Here is a 19,312-nt window from a genome sequence, read left to right on the forward strand (position 1 = left end):
GAGGGTTCTTTTTGGTTTATATTTTTATATGCCCATAAAATTTTTCCATATCGTAAACGGGAGCGCCAATATCTTTTTTCCAACTTTCCATTTTCAACTTCAACTCCTGTACTTTTTCAGGAAATTTATTAGCTAGGTTGTTTTTTTCCGAGGGGTCGTCCTTCAAATTGTACAACTCAAAGTGTTGCTTATACCCATCCGGCATTTGAAAATACTCGTGCAGCTTCCAATCGCCACTGACTATGGTCTCAAAACATCTCTTATTATCGGCTATAGGAATTCTATAATGGATCAACGAAAGGTATTTGAGCCAGTGAAGGTCCCTTTCCTCGAGTTTTTCCTTGGGATTTTTCAACAAGGGGCTAAAGTCCCTTCCATCTATATCATGTAAATCAATACTTGCCCCGGCCATAGAGAGAAAGGTAGGATAATAATCAAACCCTATGATCCGTTCATGGTTTACCGTATTCGCCTGTGTAACGCCCGGCCATTTGACCAAAAGGGGCACTCGGGTACCTCCTTCGTAAGAAGAACCTTTGCCGTCCCGCAATGGAAAGTTATCGGTAATACCGTTTAATATTTCCCCTCCATTATCACTGGTAAATACGATAATGGTGTTATCGCTTATTCCTTTTTCTTCCAAGGCCTCAAGTATAGCACCTACGGCGTCATCTAAGTGTTCGACCAAGCCGGCATAGGTAGGGTTCTTCTGTCTGGCATCGGGACCGATCAACCTTTTATACTTTTCCACTTTTTCGGGTATGGCGGTTATGGGCGTATGAACGGCATAAAATGACATGTTCAGGAAGAAGGGTTTGTCATCTGTGGAATGAATAAATTTCACGGCTTCTTCCGCAAGGGCATCGGTTAAAAAATCACCTGGTTTCCTATCTTCCAAATCCGGAATTTTTGAGGCCACCCTTTGCTTTTCATTGTTCGACTCAAAAGGATACATATAACTCCCCGGGCAACAAAACTCATTAGATGCAATATCCACATCGAATCCTCGCGTACCTGGATTATTTTCACCTTTGCCGATATGCCATTTTCCGATATGTGCGGTAGTATACCCCTCTTTCTTCAAGGCCTCGCCAATGGTTGTTTCCGTCATGGGCAAACCATTATCATCGGGTCCCGGATGGGCAACCCCACCAAGTTTGCCATGGCTTACGGCCCCCAGTCGTGCCGGGTACTTTCCCGTCATTATAGACATGCGGCTCGGCGCACAGGTCGGATGGGCGGCATAGGCACGGTCAAAATAAACGCTTTCCTTGGCCAACTTATCCAAATTGGGTGTCAAATGGGTATCGCTTCCGGTAAAACCTAGATCGGCAAAACCTAAATCATCGGCAAAAATGAAAACGATGTTGGGCTGCCGAGGGCCGTGTTTTTCTTCCTGTAATACCGTTTCTTTTGAAACCGTATTTTTACATGAGCCGAAACAAACCGCAATTAGTAAAGTGAAGCAAAAAAATCTTCCATTCATGGTGTTGTATTTTAATTATTTAAGGTCTGTCCTATCTTTTTGACCAAGCCCACATCATCAAAATAAACCGTGCCTTGAGAGCCTGTATTCAGCAATGAAACGGTAAGGGGTTTTGGTCTGTTATCGGTTTTAAATTCAATACTTAAAAATTCCCATTCGGAGGTAAGCGTAGTTTGACCTGACATTTCAGAATCCTTGCTTTCCATACGTAATTCACCTTTAGCACCAGAGCCGGAAGCCTTGACCCAGACCGACATGGTATAATTCGTATTGGGCTCAAGGTTTTCTATGGTTTGTTCAACGCCATTATTTCTTTTATGGATCGCAACAGAATGCGATTGCATTCTAGTTTTCGCCGTTTCAATTCCCCATGAATCCTCTTGAATGATTTGCACTCCCTCCCCTGTTTTATGCCAAGCGTTCAACCCTTGCTCAAAGGTGCCGTTGGCAACCAAGTTCATAAAATCGGTCTTAAAGGCTTCGAATTCAGGTTTTGGCGGAGCATCAAAATTATGCCCTGCATGCCATGCTTCCTTACCATATTCGAATGCGCCAAAATCAGGAGCTTGCCCTTCAAAGCTATCTGTTATGGATTTCAATATTACCCCTTTATCAATAGCCGGGGATGTCGCGCTAAGCTCAAAATTTTGAGATTGGGGATCCACTAATCGCGCTTCAATATCTTTGAAAAGATTATGGGCGGAAACTACATTTTCCGAGACATGGTATGAACCAGTGAAAATATTGTTGATCACTACATCACCGTACATATCCTCTTTAAAGTTCCTTCCCCAATACCCTAGTCCGTATTTATTATAAAGCGTATTATTGAATATAAGGTTATAGTTTCCCGGAGTATTAAGGCGTATGCCATCATAGGCCCCAATACTCAAAAAGCCCGGTGGGGCTTCAGTAAGTATGTACTCCCAACCACAGTTCCACACCACGTTATGATGAATGGTATAATTACTGGTACTATTGTCTAAATAAATACCAATACCATAGACGTTGTGCACTTTATTATGGTGAATGACCGTACCGGCCCCATCGTTGTTGGCTACATAAAAACCGCCGATATCATGGCGAATGAGGCCCGCATCACTAACACTGTTGTACTGAAAGCGCATATTTTTTCCTCCCGGCCCTATACAACCTCCTCCTGCGCGGGCAACCGTACTGTGACTAATTAAATGGCCACTACCAGAGGTATTCAACAGTTGGTCCCATGTACCGGTGTAATTTCCATCGTGGATATAGCTGTTCACGACCTTATTATTACTTCCCGTAATGTTAACCAAGGCCTTCGGGCTATATGCAAATTCACAACTGTTGATTTCGTTATGCTTACCCGATAAATTGATGCCAGGTTCAACATAGAACCCTTTTACGTTTTCTATGAGGCAATGCTGCGTATAGGCATCAGAAGTAATTCCGGCACCAAAAATGCCAATGTTGGCGATTTCCACATAAGAGCTCCCCGACAAATCAATTGCGTTGTTTCTCGTCTTTATTTCGAGGCTTAATTCAGATGCGGCTTCATGGTCTTCTAAATAAAAAAAGAGCTTTCCCTTTTGGGGGTCATAATACCATTCCCCATCGGTATCCAACAAATCGTAATGACCGGAAATGTAAAATCGATTCCCCTTTCTAGGCGCATAATTTTTGTCCCACCCAGATGTACCTCCGTAGTAGTTTTGCCTTCTTTTCGCCTCGGGAAAGGAGATCCTTTGTTCATTAGGCTTATACCCAGAAACTATAAAGGTCTGTAATGCCCATTCCTTTCCAAAGAAACCATAGAGCGTCGCACCTTTTAAATCTATGTTCTTGGGTAAATCGGTATTTTGCAACGACAGGGCGGTACCACCGTCTACCTTGGCAAAATTTGGTTTAAGGAGGTCGCCCGAGTAATTGGGCCAACGCGCTTCGGGGGTCCAATTTTCATTATGGAACACGATTAAATCTTCCGAAGTTTTTTCTAGGGGAACACTAAAAATATGCTCAGATATTTTGGTCCACCCCTTGTCCGTCACTGAACATCCGTTAATAACAACCTTTTCATTTTTATAACCGACGAGTCTCAATTTCCTTGACGGTTCACCTACAAAATTTGGAACTATGGTTTCACGGTACGTGCCTTCCCGAATATAACAGATGCCACCATCCTTCATAGCCTCCAAGGCCCTTTTAATAGTTAAAAAAGGACCTTCCGAGCCGTTTGAATTCGGCTTAGGCCGTTTACCCGACCAGTTGTCATTTCCTTTTTTACTCACATAGTATACCTTGTCGGGTCGTTTGTCTTCAAAGGCATAAACCGAATATTGCAAAGAAAATGTAAGCAGGAACAAGGCAATAACAAGCAGTCGGCCGGTTGATTTTTCCGAACGAACAAGATGTACAGTTTGAACTCCCATATTTGAAAAGGCCGATTAGAGCTATTTTTTAATTTATATCTTGTTATGGACAGGAAACCCTATCCCTTTCTTTTAAACAAAAGGCACCTGGGCTTGTCGCCTGCCCTAAGGATTATTTTACAATTACCTCGGCAATTCTAAGGCTACCTTCTTTTTGCATCCTTATCTTTACAAAGCGTCCAAACACGCCCTTGGTCTTTAGTGTTTTTGAAGGGTCGGGAAATTCTTTAAACCCTTTGGACCAAACTACTTTTTCGTCCTTATCCAAAATAGAGACGACCACATCGGTCATTTCTGTTTTTTCCTGGCCGGTAGCATTGTATATGGTGATTTCATTGATTTTTTCCGTGTCTTGAAGATCTACCATCCACCACGGGTTCATTTGTTGTTTGGTGCCCGATGTCTGTTCCATTTCCCAGTTCCCCTCGGTTACGCCATCAACGGCAATATCGGCTCTTGGATAGGCTCTTTTATCATTGATATAGGGATGGGTCGTAGATTGGGAGCAAGGTTTCAAAAAGGCCAGGTTTTCGGAAACCTCATAAGAAAAACCCCAATCGGATCCTGGTTTTTCAAGCGGGGCCGGTTTCTGCCATACCGCCGCAGTTTCTTTTAACCGCGTTATTACGTCTTCATCGATCCGCCCTTCAGGGTTAGGCGAAATATTTAGAATATAGACCGAATTATGAGAGTTGTAACTATTCAGTTGTTTTAGCAGGTAGTCAACACTTTTAGATACGCCAAAGCCATTGTTGTTGTCCCACCACCAGCCTCGCTGAATAAAATCGGAGGCCGCAGTCGGTCTCATATAATCTTTATGGTACGGATAAGCCCTTCCCGCTGCATCGGCAAAGGGAACCTCGGCATGGGCCAGATTGGACTCATAAGTATGGTTTACGATAAGGCAATTGGGCTGCAAGGATTTGACCAAGGCATAAATTTCACCATAGGGCATATCGTCAAAATCAGGGTTGGTAGGCCATGAAGACCAGCCATCGAAATTGATATAATCTATTGGCCCATAATTGGTCAAAAGTTCCCTGATCTGATTTTTAGTGAATTCGATTTCCACCCGTGAAGTGCTACCATTTTCTACTTTATGATGATAGTCCAATATCGAATAATACAGTCCTACTTTCAGGCCCGCCTTGCGAAACGAATCGACAAAGGCTTTGACCACATCGGTCTTGACGCCCGAAGAAGCCACGTCATAATCGGTATAGGCACTATCCCATAGACAGAAGCCACCATGGTGTTTTGTAGTAAGCCAGCCTCCGGTCATTCTTGCTTCTTTTACCACCTGGGCCCACTGGTCCGTATCGAGTCCCGTAGGCGCCCAAGTTGTCGGGACGACCTTACCATAGGCCCGACCTTGTTTCTCTTCTGAATTGACATTGTTAAAAGTGGCCATATTATAATAAAAATAAGCCTGGTAACGGGTGTTCACAAAATCAAGCTGAAGCTCGGGCAGGGGTTTTGACTTCTTATCTATAGTTGTTTGCGCTTGGATATGCGTCGTAATTAAAAAAAGTGCTACTAGTTTTACTATTTTCATAATTATTTTCCTTTTACGATAACCTCTGCCAAAGCAAGACTACCTTTTCCATTTAATTGAACTTTTACAAAACTTCCGACGATGTCGGGAACGGCGATGGTATGCGTTTTTGATGCGGCATTCACCTCTTCGGATTTCCAAACCTCTTTTTCGTCGGCATCCCATATGCTTACCGTAAAGTTTTTCAATTCGTCCGTATGCTTATCGGTGCGGTCAAACAGTTTTATTTCGTTTATTTTATGTTCGGCCTGAAGGTCTACCTTCCACCACGGACGGTCTTCAACTTCCGTCCATGAAGTTTGCTCCATTTCACCATTGCCTTCGGTTACCCCATCAACCGCAATATCGGCCCTCGGATAGGCTCTCTTATCACGAATAAAAGTATGGGTGCTCGATTGGGAGCAAGGCCTTAAAAAGGCCAGGTTTTCGGAAACCTCATAAGAAAAACCCCAATTCGCCCCTGGGCTTTTTAGGTCTTCCGGTTTTTTCCATACCTCTGCGGCCTCTTTTAATCGAACGATGGCATCATCGTCTATACGTCCTGCAGGGTTGGGGGAAATATTCAGAATATAAACCGAATTATGGGAGTTGTAACTGTCTAATTGACCTAAGATATACTCTACACTTTTAGTAACACGCATATTGTTATTATCATCCCACCACCAATCGATTTGAACCAGATCGGACGCAGCCGTTGGCCGCATATAATCTGGGTGATATGGATAGGCACGGCCCGCCGCATCGGCAAACGGCACTTCGGCATGGGCCAAGTTAGACTCGTACGTATGGTTGACGATAAGGCAATTGGGTTGTAAAGACTTTACCAATCTGTAGATTTCACCATAGGGGACATCATCAAAATTCGGGGTGGTAGGCCATGACGACCAACCATCGAAGTTGATGTAATCTATTGGCCCATAATTGGTCAACAATTCGGTAATCTGATTTTTGAGGAACTCGATTTCCTCGCGTGTCGTACTCCCGTTTTCTACACCATGATGATAGTCTAAAATAGAATAATACAATCCTACTTTTAGGCCGGCATCCCTAAACGTTTTTACAAATTCGCCTACCACGTCGGTCTTGACGCCAGAGGAAGCCACATCGTAATCGGTATATTCACTATCCCAAAGACAGAAACCCCCATGGTGTTTAGTGGTCAACCATCCGCCTTCCATCCGTGCATCTTTACACACTTGGGCCCATTGTGCCACATCTAAGCCCGTAGGCGCCCACATACTCGCTGGTTCCGTACCCGTAGATCGCCCAAAATGCTCTTCGGAATTCAGGTTTTTGAAGGTGCACATATTGTAGTGAAAATAGGCCTGATACCGGGTGTTTAAAAAATCGAGCTGTAGTTCGGCCAATGGCCTGGCCGTTTCTTCCGTATCAACCTCAGTGTTTTTCGTAATGACTTTTTCTTCCTCCTTACAATTGAGCAAAAGAAAGCTCGTTGAAAGCATGAGCATTAGGGTTCGGGTGTTAAACATAGGTTTGATATTTTTGGTTTGAATCTGTACTGATTTTTTTGCTTGGAACGATGGAAACCTATGGTTTCAGGTAACTGGGCAAGGGGTATCTTGCATTGACGATTTCCGCATTGTAACGCCCGCCTTTTTCGCTCTTGAACCTCTTATAAATTTCACTTCGATACTTCTTTTTATCGGGCGTATTCAGCCTAAACCGATCGTTTACCAAGCCTATTTTATCAAAAGGTATGGGCTTAAAATTGGGCTTTGGGGTAAAATCTTCACTAAAACTAAAATCGAGGGAAGACACGTCGCGAAAAACACTTAGGTCAATATCGGTGGGCAGTTCAAAATGGCCCTCTACCGGAAGGTCCGTAAAACGACCGACCTCACTACTCTCTAGGCCTTCAATGGTACCTGACCCCCCGTGTATATGAAACTTTTCATTGACTTTGAAAGTGTAATTATCCTTCACTTGACAAAACGTCTGCGCCCAAGGATTGCTTTCTATCATTTCTTTCATTTCGGGGAAGGCTTCCTTCCACGGCGATTTTAACCAGCCTTCTTCTCCGATAACACTTTCAACAATATTGAGATAATCACCTTTGTCTCCCTTGGGAAGGTCTCGCCCAAATTTAGAGAGGTCCTTCCATCGGTCTTGAATTTCATCGGGAGAGATAGCGCTTTTATTCGTCCACCACATTACCGAGCAGTCCATGGTAATATTATTTTGATAATCATTTAATGGACCTTGAAAAGCGGCACCACCGCGCCCCGATCTATAAAACACATTTCCGTAGATTTTCAAACCTGCACCGCCATCGTCATTTCTAAAGGCCATAACCGGATGTCCCCCGGGTTCAATGAGGTGGTGTACAAAATTGTACCGAAGCACATTGTTCATGGTATACCATTGCGCCCCGCAATAGGCTACGTTAAAATCTCCCATTTCATAACCTATGTTATAAAACTCGTTGTATTCCATTAAAAGATCCACCGTTTTGTAAGAGATGGCCCCGTTCATATTATACAAAAGGTTATGCGCAAAATATATACCGACACCCGATAAGCCTATAAGCCCATACCCACGATAACGGCAATCCCTTATGATATTATTGGTTGCGAAATTGAAGCAGTGTTCCAAGGTTCGAAAATCGCCTCCGGAGATACTAAAGGCCGCATAAAGATCATAGAAATTACAAGCGGTAATACCGTTGTATTTCCCTCCAATTATGTTGACTCCCTTTCCGGCGCCGTTACGAACGGTACTTGTCGCCAAGAGGTTGTGTTCCCCTCCTTCTATACTCACGGCCAAATCGGCCGTATTTTCGAAAACGAAGTTCTTTAAAATTACGTTTGAGGTGTTCTTAAGGCTGATCATTGCCAATTTTCCGCTTTTGCCTTTCTGGCCTTTCCCTTGGTCGCCAATCACGGTCAATCTTGATGTTTTTGGTATAAATCCGTCAATAGGCCACACGTACAAGCGTTGTTCCTTTTTGTCGAAATACCATTCTCCCGGCTCGTCCAATTCTGCCAAAACATTAAAAAGACGTACCCTTCTCGGAATGGACTTGATCTTGTCGACAATTCCGTATCGGGTATGGTGCAACAACTGAACGGAGCCCTCCTCTATATTTCCCACGGCTTCGTTCTGAAAGTACCAATCATTATGAAAGTAGCCTTGGACCCTCATATCTCCCGTTCTTTTAAATTCATCCGCAATAGAAGGTGAGAGGTTTTCCTTAAACCTAAATTTCCCACCGGTCGGGTTTTCCTTACTGTAGGCCATAGGCTGCTCATTAGGTTTAAGCCAACGTGTAGTAGGGCCTTCCTCTAAAATTTCCCCTATATGGTTATATCCCCGATTCGGCCACTGTGCCAATTGCAACATACTGCCGTTCATGGCCAATTGCCCATATTCTCCATCACCCTTAAACGCTTTGGCGGCCTGATGCTTCGTGAGGTCTATACTCAAGACCTTTCCACGTGCTTTCGGGTGGAGCCTGGCCAGCAGTTTTTCATTTTTTACCTTATGTAATTTTTTTACGTTGAGTTCAGCTCCAGAAGAGAAAATCACCTCATCCGCGGCCTCTCCGCTATAGACCACGGGTTTATCAGGGCTTCCTGAATCTTCTTTTAAAAGTTGAAACTCGTTTTCAATAAAGTAAGTCCCTTTTAATACGACTACCTCTACCCCTCCAACGGGCAAGCCCTTAGTGGCTTTTAACTTCCTTATCGCATTTCTTGCGGCCTCCAGACTCCTAAAGGGCTTATTTTTCGTTCCTGGGTTATTGTCCTTACCGTTCGGGCCAACATAGAATTTTGCACCGGGTTCTACATCCTTTAAAAATTGATTGTCGGTATATTTGGCACTGTACTCGGGAAATGAAAATGCGGGTTGCCCTTCTTCCTTACTTTCTTGTGCATGCCCCAAAGAATAGATAAGCAGATTAACAAGGAGTAAGGCCGTTGGCCTAATAAAGGCTAACCGATGTTGGTTAAAGCGTAAGCTGTTCATTTTTTGTTCAGTTTTGAATTTGCAAGTTCATTTTCTGTTTTAGCTCCATCAATGGTCGGATCCACTTCTGAGGTATTTGACCGCTTTGGTCGGGCGGTACGTTCAATAGAAAGTTTACATCATTATCCAAACAGTCCTGAAATTTGGAGGTCAACTCGTCTATGGGTTTGGCCTCGTCATCAATTTCCCAAAACCACTCATTGCCTATGGGCATGTTCGATTCGGCAGGTAGGTAATACTGTTGATTTTTTATTTCCCATACGGGGTCATACGGTTTTTCGGGAGAAAAACGCTCTAATGTCAAAACATCGGTGGGCCAGGCCTTTTTATCTAAAAAGATAAGATCCTTCCCTACCTTTTTCTTTCCATGGTTCATGACGATAAGCATATTTGGGTATTTTTTTGAGATACGGTCGTAAATGAACTGTCGATAGCCATCGCCTAGAATTATGGGAATATCGATCCAGAATTCGACCAAGGGACTGTATCTTTCAAGGAGCTCATCTATTTGCGCGGTCATAAAATTCTGGTATAAATGGGAGGTGTACGGTGCTCCTTTGGCCGGTTCCATTTCCGTAGGTGTGACCATAGCCCCATTATAATTTTCCGACTTGCCCGGCATAAGACTTCCGAAAGTATGATGATTGTCCCATGCACAATAATAGAGTCCCGGCCGTATTCCTTGCTTACGACACTCCTTTACAAATTCACCTACCACATCAACAGCCGTTTTGTTTCCCGACACATCGTAATCGGTATAATCGGAGGGCCATAAACAATGGCCCGCAACATGTTTGGCCGTCAAAACCGCATAGGTCATACCCGCCTCTTTTGCCACCCTGACCCATTGCGATACATCTAAATTGGTTGGGGCATATGTATCCAGCGGTGCTTGGCCATCGGGCAGTTCTTCCCCTAAAAATGTACTCATACCAAAATGTATGAACATACCGTACTTCAACGCCTGCCATTCCCTCAATTTTGATTCGGGCAACCGTTGTTGGGTTACCGCATCGGGATTCTCTTTCCCTTTTGGGGCTACAATGTCCTTACAAGCGAACAAGGGCAAGCATAAAAGCAGTACTATGCGTAATTTGGAGGTTATATTTTTAGAGAATTCTGCCATTATTTTTTTACGCCATCGATTTTAAATGTCCACGCATAATCACAAGGCACTTCCGATGCCGTCAATGAGGGAACGTTCACTATAATATCTTTTCCGCTTTGTTCCCATTTTAAAGGGCCTTCATGACCAAGTAAGGTCACCTTGGCGTCGGACTTCAATTTGACGTTTTTAACCGTCAGGTTTCCTTTGGGGTATACCGGACAAATACCATAAAGTGTTTGCCCCTTTTGGGTGAAGAAAATCTCCTTCGAGGCAAACCCAGGTTCTGGATCGACCGTCAACTTCATAACATCGTACTTCACTTTATACCGTCCTCTTTTGGCATCTTGCACTTTACCATCGGTCCACTGGCATGTTTCCTTCCATAGCGTAGTGCCGTAAATTGCCTCTCCGTTCACATTGAGCCAATCTCCCATTTCCAAAAGGCGTTCCTGCATGATTACGGGTATTCGTCCATCTGCCGTTGGGCCTATGTCCAAAAGAAAGTTTCCTCCCCTACTTACTATATCGATCAACATATATAGAAGCTCTTGGGTAGAATTGTAATCTTCGAAATTTTCGGTTTTACTAAACCCGAATGAATGGGCCATGCCTCGATTTTCTTCCCAAGGCACATCTGCATTGGGCATTCCCGAACCGTATTCGGTAGTATAGTAGCCCCCATGGTGATGTCTTGTCTCTTTTCCCCATCGGTCATTGATCACTACATCTCCTTTACTTGGTGATTCATTGTACAACCAAGACAATAGCTCGGTCGCCTTCCATGTCGTATGGGGGTAGTCCCATTCACCATCGGTAAAAATCAAGGAAGGGGAATATTTGTTGACCACATCTTTAAACTGGGGCACCATATGTTGGTCGACGTACAGGTCTACATCTGAGGTATACAATGGGTTGAACCACTCGTAGAGCGAATAATAGATTCCCATTTTTACGTCGGTTTTACGTACTGCGGTCGTGAGCTCCCCCAAAAGGTCTCGACCGGGACCGGAGTTGGTAGCACTCCACGGGCGTCCCCATGATTTATCCGACTCCTTACTGGGCCACAAGGTATAACCGTCATGATGCTTAGAGGTCAGCACCACATATTTGGCCCCTGATTTCTCAAAAATACGGGCCCATTGATCGGCATCGTACATATCGGCCGTGAACAAGGGCACAAAATCAGGATAGGTAAAATTTTCCCCATAGACCCGATTATGGAATTCATTGGTTTCCTTATACCCATTTTTAACCCTTTGCGGATTGGCCAAATTCATCCAGTACCATTCCGAATATTCGCCTACCTTAGAAAAGGCAGGTACCGAATAAGGTCCCCAATGTATGAAAATACCGAATTTGGCGTCGGTATACCATTCAGGAACGGGGCGACTGTCTATCGATTTCCAATTGGCTTCGTATTGTTTCTGTGCAAAGCCCTGTAAGCTTAACAAGAGCGTTAAGAGAAATAGTTTCCCTCGATTCGTATGTATCATTTTAATCATAATTTATTTTTTGTTTTGATATTGAGTTCTCTGTCCAATAGATAGGATTGCCCAGCCTCGGTTTCTAGTTCGATACTTTTATCGCCATACACCAAATTGCAGGTATTCCCTTTTTTAGAAAGTATTTTTACAGCCTTTAATTTTCCGTCCTTCCAGGCAATGGAAAGCTCAAATCCGCCACGGGCCCGAATGCCTTGAATACTCCCGTCCTTCAATTCGGCAGGCAATGCCGGCAGCAGTAGCACCCTGTTGTTTTGACTCTGCAGTAACATTTCATTGATTCCGGCAAGGGCCCCAAAGTTTCCGTCTATTTGAAAAGGAGGGCAGGCATCGAACAAGTTTGGATAGGTCCCTCCCGGGCCTCCATGTCCTGTATAACTGGTGGGCTTCAATAAAGTCTTTAGTACTTTAAAGGCATGGTCTCCATCGTTCAACCGTGCCCAAAGGGCAATTTTCCAACCAAGGGACCAGCCGGTACCCCCATCACCTCTGATTTCGAGCGATGTTCTTGCGGCATTCCATTCCTTCGGCGTTCTTTCCGGGGTGAATTGCGCCCCAGGATAGAGTCCGTATAAATGGCTTACATGGCGATGTTGTAACTCAGGGACCTTCATGTCCCAGTCATCCAACCACTCCTGCAATTGTCCCTCCGAACCTATTTTGTCGGGAGCCAGTTTACTTCGGGTTTCTACCAGAAGTTCCCTAAAATCGGAATCGACGTTCAATATCTCGGAAGCCTTGATACACTGGGCGAAAAGATCCCGAAGCAATTGAGTATCCATTGCCGGGCCCGCGCAAACGCTAATATTCCCTTCCATATGTCTATTTTCGGGAGATATGCTCGGATTGGTCACCAAGTAACCGTATTCAGGGTGGGCGACCAATGTATTCACAAAGAATTCGGCTGCGCCCTTTATCACGGGATAGTGTAATCTAAGAAAGGCCTCGTCTTCGGAAAACAGGTAGTGTTCCCATAAATGGGTCGTAAGCCAGGCCCCACCGGTAGGCCAAATTCCCCAAGCCGCCCCATCTAGTGGTGTCGTTGTCTTCCAGATATCCGTATTGTGGTGTAGTACCCACCCCTCGGCCCCATAATTGTTTTTTGCCGTTACGGCCCCGGCCTCGGCCAGTTCTCGAATAGAGGTAAACAAGGGGATGGCACATTCCGCCAAATTGCTCGCCTCTGCAGGCCAGTAATTCATCTCTAAGTTGATATTGGTAGTGTACTTACTGTCCCAAGGGGGATTCGGATGAGGGTTCCATATGCCCTGTAAATTCGCCGGTTGGCTATTTCCCCTTGAACTGCTCATTAAGAGATAGCGCCCAAATTGATAATATAGCGCAACCAAACTGGGGTCGGTCTCCTCTTGAAATTTCTCTAATCGTTCGTTGGTCGGTAAGCCTGAATTCGAATTGGTGGGCATGTCGAAGTCTAAGCGTTCAAACAAGCGCTGATGATTGGTTATATGCTGTGCCCGTATCTGCCCGAAGCTTTTAAGGTGCACCATATCCAATAAGGTCTTGCACTTAAAATCAGGATCACCCGAAACATCTTTATAATTTTTAAAGTTCGTGGCCGCGAATAACAGAAGGGTCACCTTAGAAGCCCCTGAAACCGTAATCGTGGAATCATTAACGGTAGTTTGTCCGTCGTTTTCCCCAATATTCAATCTCGAGACAAAACGGAGTTCACTTTTTCTGTTGCCCCTATCGGGAGCTGTGCCCGAGAGTTCTAGGTTATTTGCATCCAAGACCCGGGATTTTGCCCCAATTTGGTTATCTAGGGCAATGGAAAAATTAAGGCTTTTCTCTTTACTAGCCTCTAGTCTAATAACTATGGCATTTTCTTCGACGGCAGAAAAGACCTCACGTTTGTACGCTATTCCCTTTGAGCTGAACCCAACCTTGCTTATTGCCGTTCTAAGGTCTAGTTCCCTTCGGAAATCGGTGATATCGTCAAGGCCTTTCATTTCAATAACAACATCGCCCATCGGCAGGTAAGGCATCATTTTAGGACCGATAATATGTTTATTGATAAGGGCATCGGCCTCTTTGTATCTTCCGTCGAAGACCAGTTTCCTGACCTCTGGCAGATAGCCCTTGGTCTCGGGTTTACTAGGGGTTATCGGTCCTCCTGCCCAAAAGGTATCTTCGTTGAATTGAATCCGTTCCGTTACGGGACGTCCAAAAACCATGGCCCCCAGACTTCCATTCCCCACGGGCAAGGCTTCTTCCCAAATTTCGGCCGGCCTGTCGTACCACAACTTCAATTCCGCTTTACCACCTGTTTCCTTTGGCTTCTCAGCACATCCCAAGAAAAGGCACAAGCACAGCAGCGTGATAGCGTTCGTAAAGCTTGAAAGGTTCAAAAATCTCATAATATGCAGCTATTTTTTGACGGTTAAGGCTACTTTTTTGAGGTGTTTGGAGTCCAATCCGACCATGATATCAAACTGACCCGGTTCTATGGTCCACTTTCCATCGTTCCAATACTCCAATTGCTGAGCACCGATTTTGATACTTATCTGTTTTGTTTCACCCGGTTTTAGGGCCACTCTTTTAAAATTACGCAGTTCCTTTTGGGGGCGCACCCTTTCGGAAAGGACATCGTGCACATACAGTTGGACCACCGTTTCCCCCGAACGGATACCGGTATTGGTTATAGGAATATTTACCGTTGTCAGTTCATTTGCGGCTATGGCCTCATTTGAAAGTCGGGGCTCACCTAGTTCAAAGGAAGTATAGCTCAACCCGTAACCAAAAGGAAACAAAGGTTCGGGATCGGAGTTATATATCTGTCTAGGGCGACCGGTTTCCAGCTTATTGTAAAACAAGGGCACTTGACCTACGTTTCTAGGAAAGGTTATCGGCAATTTACCACTTGGGTTTACCTTTCCGAACAATACATTGGCGATCGCCTTTCCGGTTTCCTGTCCTAAATACCACCCTTCTACAATGGCTTGTGAATTCTCGGCTATCCATTCAACGGATAACGGCCTACCATTGAGCAGTACCACTACATATGGTTTGCCCGTAGCGTGAATGGCCTCTACCAATTTTTGTTGTGGCCCGGGAAGTCTTAGGTCATCACGATCTTCATTCTCACGACAGGTCTCTTCCGACCCGCCAATAGCAACGATGGTTATATCCGAAGATTCGGCCAATGCCACCGCTTTCGGAATATTTGCCGTAGAGTCGGTAAAATCGCATCCCTCTTCAAAGGCGACATCCCTATCACTACCGAGGTAGTTTTGTATTCCCTCTACTATGTTTATATAGTATTTAGGATTGTCGGGGGAATACCCTCCCAAACGCATGGCCTTACCATTGGGGCCTACAACACTTATTTTTTTATACTTTTCCTTTTTGAGCGGAAGAAGGTTTCCTTCATTTTTTAGGAGTACAATGGACTTCTGTGCCACTTCAAGGGCGAGGTCATTATGACTTTGGTCAAAAACGGTTTTCTTCCAATCTTTCTTAGGAATCCCCACATAGAGGGCCTTTTTAAACATTTCGGCATCGTGCTGGCTAACCTTGCCCGGTTCACCGTTATCCGGATTTTTAAGGACATCGAAACGCTCGTCGTTTTTGATATCGGTATCAAAAAGACCTAGATCGAATTTAGCCTGTAATACATGTTTTACCGCATCGTCTACAAGTGCGATGGGCACTATCTTTTTGTTTACTGCCGATATCAGGTAATCGCCAAACATCCGCTGGTCGCTCCAGCCTTGAAAAAGGGCCAGTTCTTGGTGAATTCCCGCTTCCAAACCTTTTTTGGCCGCATGTTCGTAATCGGGAACATAATTAAAAACCCGTTTTAAGGAGCGCATATCCCCATTGTCAGAGACCACAAGCCCGTCCCATCCCCATTCATCGCGAAGTACGGTCTGCATTACGTGTTTGTTCGCATGACAAGGTATACCGTTCAAAAGGTGGTGGGCCGGCATTATCGCACCTACCTTGGCTTCTTCAATGGCCATGCGAAATGGATATAAATGTACATTTTGGAGGGTGTATTCCGACACATCGTGCGCCGCACCATTGTCTCCCGCCATAGGTTCCCCATCGGCCACAAAGTGTTTGGCCGTGGCCATTATATGGTTTTCATCAAAGCGTTCCGCTCCCATGCCCTGCAATCCCCTGATGTATGATGAGCCGATTTTACCCACCAAATAAGGGTCTTCCCCATAGCTTTCTTCGGTTCGGCCCCAGCGTACATCGCGTAACACTGCCAGCATGGGAGTGTAACATTGATGGATGCCGAAGGCCCTTGACTCCTTGGCCACCGTATGTCCCATTCTTTCGATCAGCTCGGTATCCCAAGTACTTGCCATGGCTATGGCTTGCGGAAATACCGTTGCGCTATCCATTTTTATTCCGTGAAGGCATTCATTGGCACTCAGGTTCGGTATACCCAATCGCATATTGGCATTGGGGTATTGCGTGGCCAATTGATGCACTTTTTCCTCTAGGCTCATTTTAGAAATGAGCTTTTCTATCTTCTTGTCGGAAGATCGTACTTTATCTTGGGCAAAGCCCATATTAAACATGAGCAATGCCAAGAAGGTAAAAGCGAAATAACGTGATGTAAAGGAATCCATTGACTTGTTTCGTTTCATTCTAATTAATAAGGAGCGTTATAGAAGACCTGCATTTTTCGTATTTCACACCAATAAAAGAGCAACATAAGGGCTGATTTAATTTTCATTGGCTATGGTTTATATTTTCAAGTCTCCGCTGACGTGAATATCTTCTGCAGAGCTTCCTACCATGATTTTGAACCTTCCCGGTTCGAGCACAAATTCCATTTGCCTATTGTAAAGCGACAAATCGTCTTGTGACAAGGTAAAATTCACCGTTTTGGTTTCCCCTGCTTCCAAGGAAATTCGTTCAAACCCCCGAAGCTGTTTTTCATAGACCGTTACACTCGAGGTTTCATCGGAAAAATAGAGCTGTACGATTTCATCGCCCTTTCGCTTCCCTGAATTAGTAATATCCACAGAAACCGCTACATCCCCCAAACCGTTTTTGATATTCGATTCGATTTTTAAGTTCGCATAATCAAAAGTGGTGTAACTCAGACCGTAACCAAAAGGATAAAGAAAGCCGCCTACCCGTGTTTTTCCCGAACCGTTGGGTCCTTTAGCGGGTTGATCGGCTTGGGCGCCCGGTTTCGAAGGAAAGTTCATCGGTAATTGCCCTACGGTTTTAGGGAAGGATACCGGAAGCTTTCCGCCCGGATTGTAATTTCCTGCCAGTACATCGGCTATGGCCGACCCACCAAATTTCCCTTGAAACCATCCTTCAACTATACCTGGCACATATTTATCGACCCAATTAATGGTCATCGGCCGACCGTTGATCAGCACCACGATTACCGGGGTACCCGTTTTGTAGATTTCCTCGACCAGTTTTTGTTGGTTTCCCGGAAGGTCTAAGGAGGTTCTAGATCGCGATTCCCCTACGGTTTCTTCGTCATCGCCCAAAACCACTATGGCCAAGCCTACCGTTTTCGCCATTGCCACCGCCTTGTCGATTTCACTTTGTTCCGCTTCTGTCGGGGGCGTGTTCATCAATTCGCTATCGGGCCAATTTTCATCAAAAAAATCACAGCCCTTGGTGTACTTTAGCTCTACGTCTTTAGGGAATTTTTCCTTTATTCCGTCAAAGACCGAAACCACATCAATGTGCGAAGGCCCATATCTACTTACCGAGTGATTGATGGCCTTGGCATTGGGGCCTGTAACCAAAATCGATTTGTATTTTGAAAAGTCGAGAGGGAGAATGTTTTCTTCGTTTTTCAGCAAGACAATGCTTTCTAGGGAAGCTTGGTATGCCACTTCTTGGTACTCAGGCTTCCCGACGGTCTTATCCGCCTCTTTCATTTGCTTCCCATAAGGAGCATCAAAAAGTCCCTGCCAGAATTTCACCCTTAGAATATCGCGTACACGGTCGTCAATGGTGGCCATATCAAGCCCTCCTTCCTTGACCAATTCTCGAACCGGAAGAATAAAATCTTCGGGCATGGTAAAATCGGTTCTTACATTCAAACCTGCGAGAACGGCCTGCCGAACCGCATCTTTACGGTCTTTGGCCACATGGTGCTTATCGGCGATGAATTCAACTGCACGGCTATCGGACACCACATAACCTTTAAAGCCCCAATCGTCACGTAGAATATCGTTCAAAAAATATTTGGACGAGCTCACCGGTACGCCATTGTAATCGTTATATGAACTCATCACCCCCATGGCGCCAGCATCTTTGATAGCACGTTTAAAGGGATGTAGATAAAGTGAAAACAATTCGCGCTCGGTAATATGGGCATCGGTTCGGGCATCGCCGTCACGACCTCCTTTGGGCGCACTGTATATGGCAAAGTGTTTGGGAGTGGAAACCACTTTCTCTTGCTGTATCCCCTTTACCATTTGATATCCGAGTTCGCCTACCAGGTAGGGGTCTTCCCCGTAGCACTCCACTACCCTGCCCCAGCGTGGGTCGCGGGCAATATCGAGTATGGGCGAATACACATTGGTATAGCCCAATAGCCGGGCTTCTTTTCCCGTAATATGCCCTATTTTACCGACCAAGTTTTTGTTCCATGTAGCCCCTACCCCGAGTTGCGAGGGGAAACTAGTGGCCTTTTCATGGCACAGCCCCCGTATGCCTTCGTTGGTAAAATCAACGGGAATACCCAAGCGGGTTTCTTCAACAAAGAATTCTTGAATGGTGTTCAAGGCCTTGATATGATTCGAGGGAGGCCAAGCCTTATCGGTCACGGCCGAAGGGTGGTAAGCTAGATTATTGAGTTGCTCGTCTATATTGCCAATACCGTCTTTCCATATCTGATTTTTCCAATCGGGGGTAGGCAATTCATCTTTCAATACCCTACCAAAGCCATAGAGGGTAGCCATTTGGCAACTTTTTTCCTCTAAGGTCATTTGTGAGAGCAAGTCTTCAATACGAAGGTCTACTGGTTTTGTGGGATTTTCATAAACATCCTTTTTGCCGTTTTTATTAAAATCGACCCAGTTCTTGTGATATATCTTTTGCTTGCTTTGCGAATGTACTTCCTTTGGAAAAGAAAACAGAAGAATCCCGATTATCAGTGTACCTATCCTCATTTGATTATGTGTTAATTACTCCTTTTCAGCCTACTTTAAACAGACATACACGTATTCTCTTGTACGTGTAAGAAGAAGTCCTTGATTCGTTTTCAAATAAAGAAGAAATCAATCTAACTTAAGGTGTACTATATGA

10 protein-coding genes are annotated in these 19,312 nt (G+C 44.7%); all 10 read right to left on the reverse strand.

Annotated elements, in window-relative coordinates; all coding sequences use genetic code 11:
- Window positions 1-16: 16 nt before the first annotated feature.
- On the reverse strand, window positions 17-1,486 hold the full coding sequence (locus tag H9565_RS14770) for a sulfatase (protein WP_215440767.1): 1,470 nt from the start codon (window positions 1,484-1,486) through the stop codon (window positions 17-19).
- 11 nt (window positions 1,487-1,497) lie between these two features.
- A complete protein-coding gene (locus H9565_RS14775; protein WP_215440769.1) occupies window positions 1,498-3,897 on the reverse strand; it encodes a carbohydrate binding domain-containing protein in 2,400 nt (799 codons plus the stop codon).
- 112 nt (window positions 3,898-4,009) lie between these two features.
- On the reverse strand, window positions 4,010-5,452 hold the full coding sequence (locus H9565_RS14780) for an alpha-L-fucosidase (protein ID WP_215440770.1): 1,443 nt from the start codon (window positions 5,450-5,452) through the stop codon (window positions 4,010-4,012).
- Window positions 5,453-5,454: 2 nt separating this feature from the next.
- Window positions 5,455-6,942, reverse strand: a complete 1,488-nt coding sequence (locus H9565_RS14785) for an alpha-L-fucosidase (protein ID WP_215440771.1) — start codon at window positions 6,940-6,942, stop codon at window positions 5,455-5,457.
- A 58-nt stretch (window positions 6,943-7,000) separates the two neighbouring features.
- The gene (locus tag H9565_RS14790) at window positions 7,001-9,439 is read right to left on the reverse strand and encodes a right-handed parallel beta-helix repeat-containing protein (RefSeq protein WP_215440773.1); all 2,439 of its coding nucleotides are present in this window, start codon (window positions 9,437-9,439) and stop codon (window positions 7,001-7,003) included.
- A gap of 7 nt (window positions 9,440-9,446) precedes the next feature.
- Window positions 9,447-10,565: an alpha-L-fucosidase gene (locus H9565_RS14795; protein WP_215440775.1), complete on the reverse strand. Its 1,119-nt coding sequence runs from the start codon at window positions 10,563-10,565 to the stop codon at window positions 9,447-9,449.
- Window positions 10,565-12,040 (reverse strand): alpha-L-fucosidase, encoded by a 1,476-nt coding sequence (locus tag H9565_RS14800; RefSeq protein WP_215440777.1) that lies wholly within the window; start codon window positions 12,038-12,040, stop codon window positions 10,565-10,567. The genes H9565_RS14795 and H9565_RS14800 overlap by 1 nt, the downstream gene beginning before the upstream one ends.
- Before the next feature lie 5 nt (window positions 12,041-12,045).
- Complete coding sequence (locus H9565_RS14805) at window positions 12,046-14,427, reverse strand: glycoside hydrolase family 95 protein (RefSeq protein ID WP_215440779.1); 2,382 nt, start codon at window positions 14,425-14,427, stop codon at window positions 12,046-12,048.
- Between the two features lie 9 nt (window positions 14,428-14,436).
- Window positions 14,437-16,671, reverse strand: a complete 2,235-nt coding sequence (locus H9565_RS14810) for a glycoside hydrolase family 3 N-terminal domain-containing protein (protein WP_215440780.1) — start codon at window positions 16,669-16,671, stop codon at window positions 14,437-14,439.
- Window positions 16,672-16,770: 99 nt separating this feature from the next.
- Window positions 16,771-19,176 carry a glycoside hydrolase family 3 N-terminal domain-containing protein gene (locus tag H9565_RS14815; protein WP_215440781.1) on the reverse strand — a complete coding sequence of 802 codons (2,406 nt, stop codon included), beginning with the start codon at window positions 19,174-19,176 and terminating at the stop codon, window positions 16,771-16,773.
- Window positions 19,177-19,312 lie beyond the last annotated feature (136 nt).

Origin of the sequence: Zobellia russellii, from assembly GCF_018728565.1 — a bacterium.
Taxonomy (GTDB): domain Bacteria; phylum Bacteroidota; class Bacteroidia; order Flavobacteriales; family Flavobacteriaceae; genus Zobellia; species Zobellia russellii.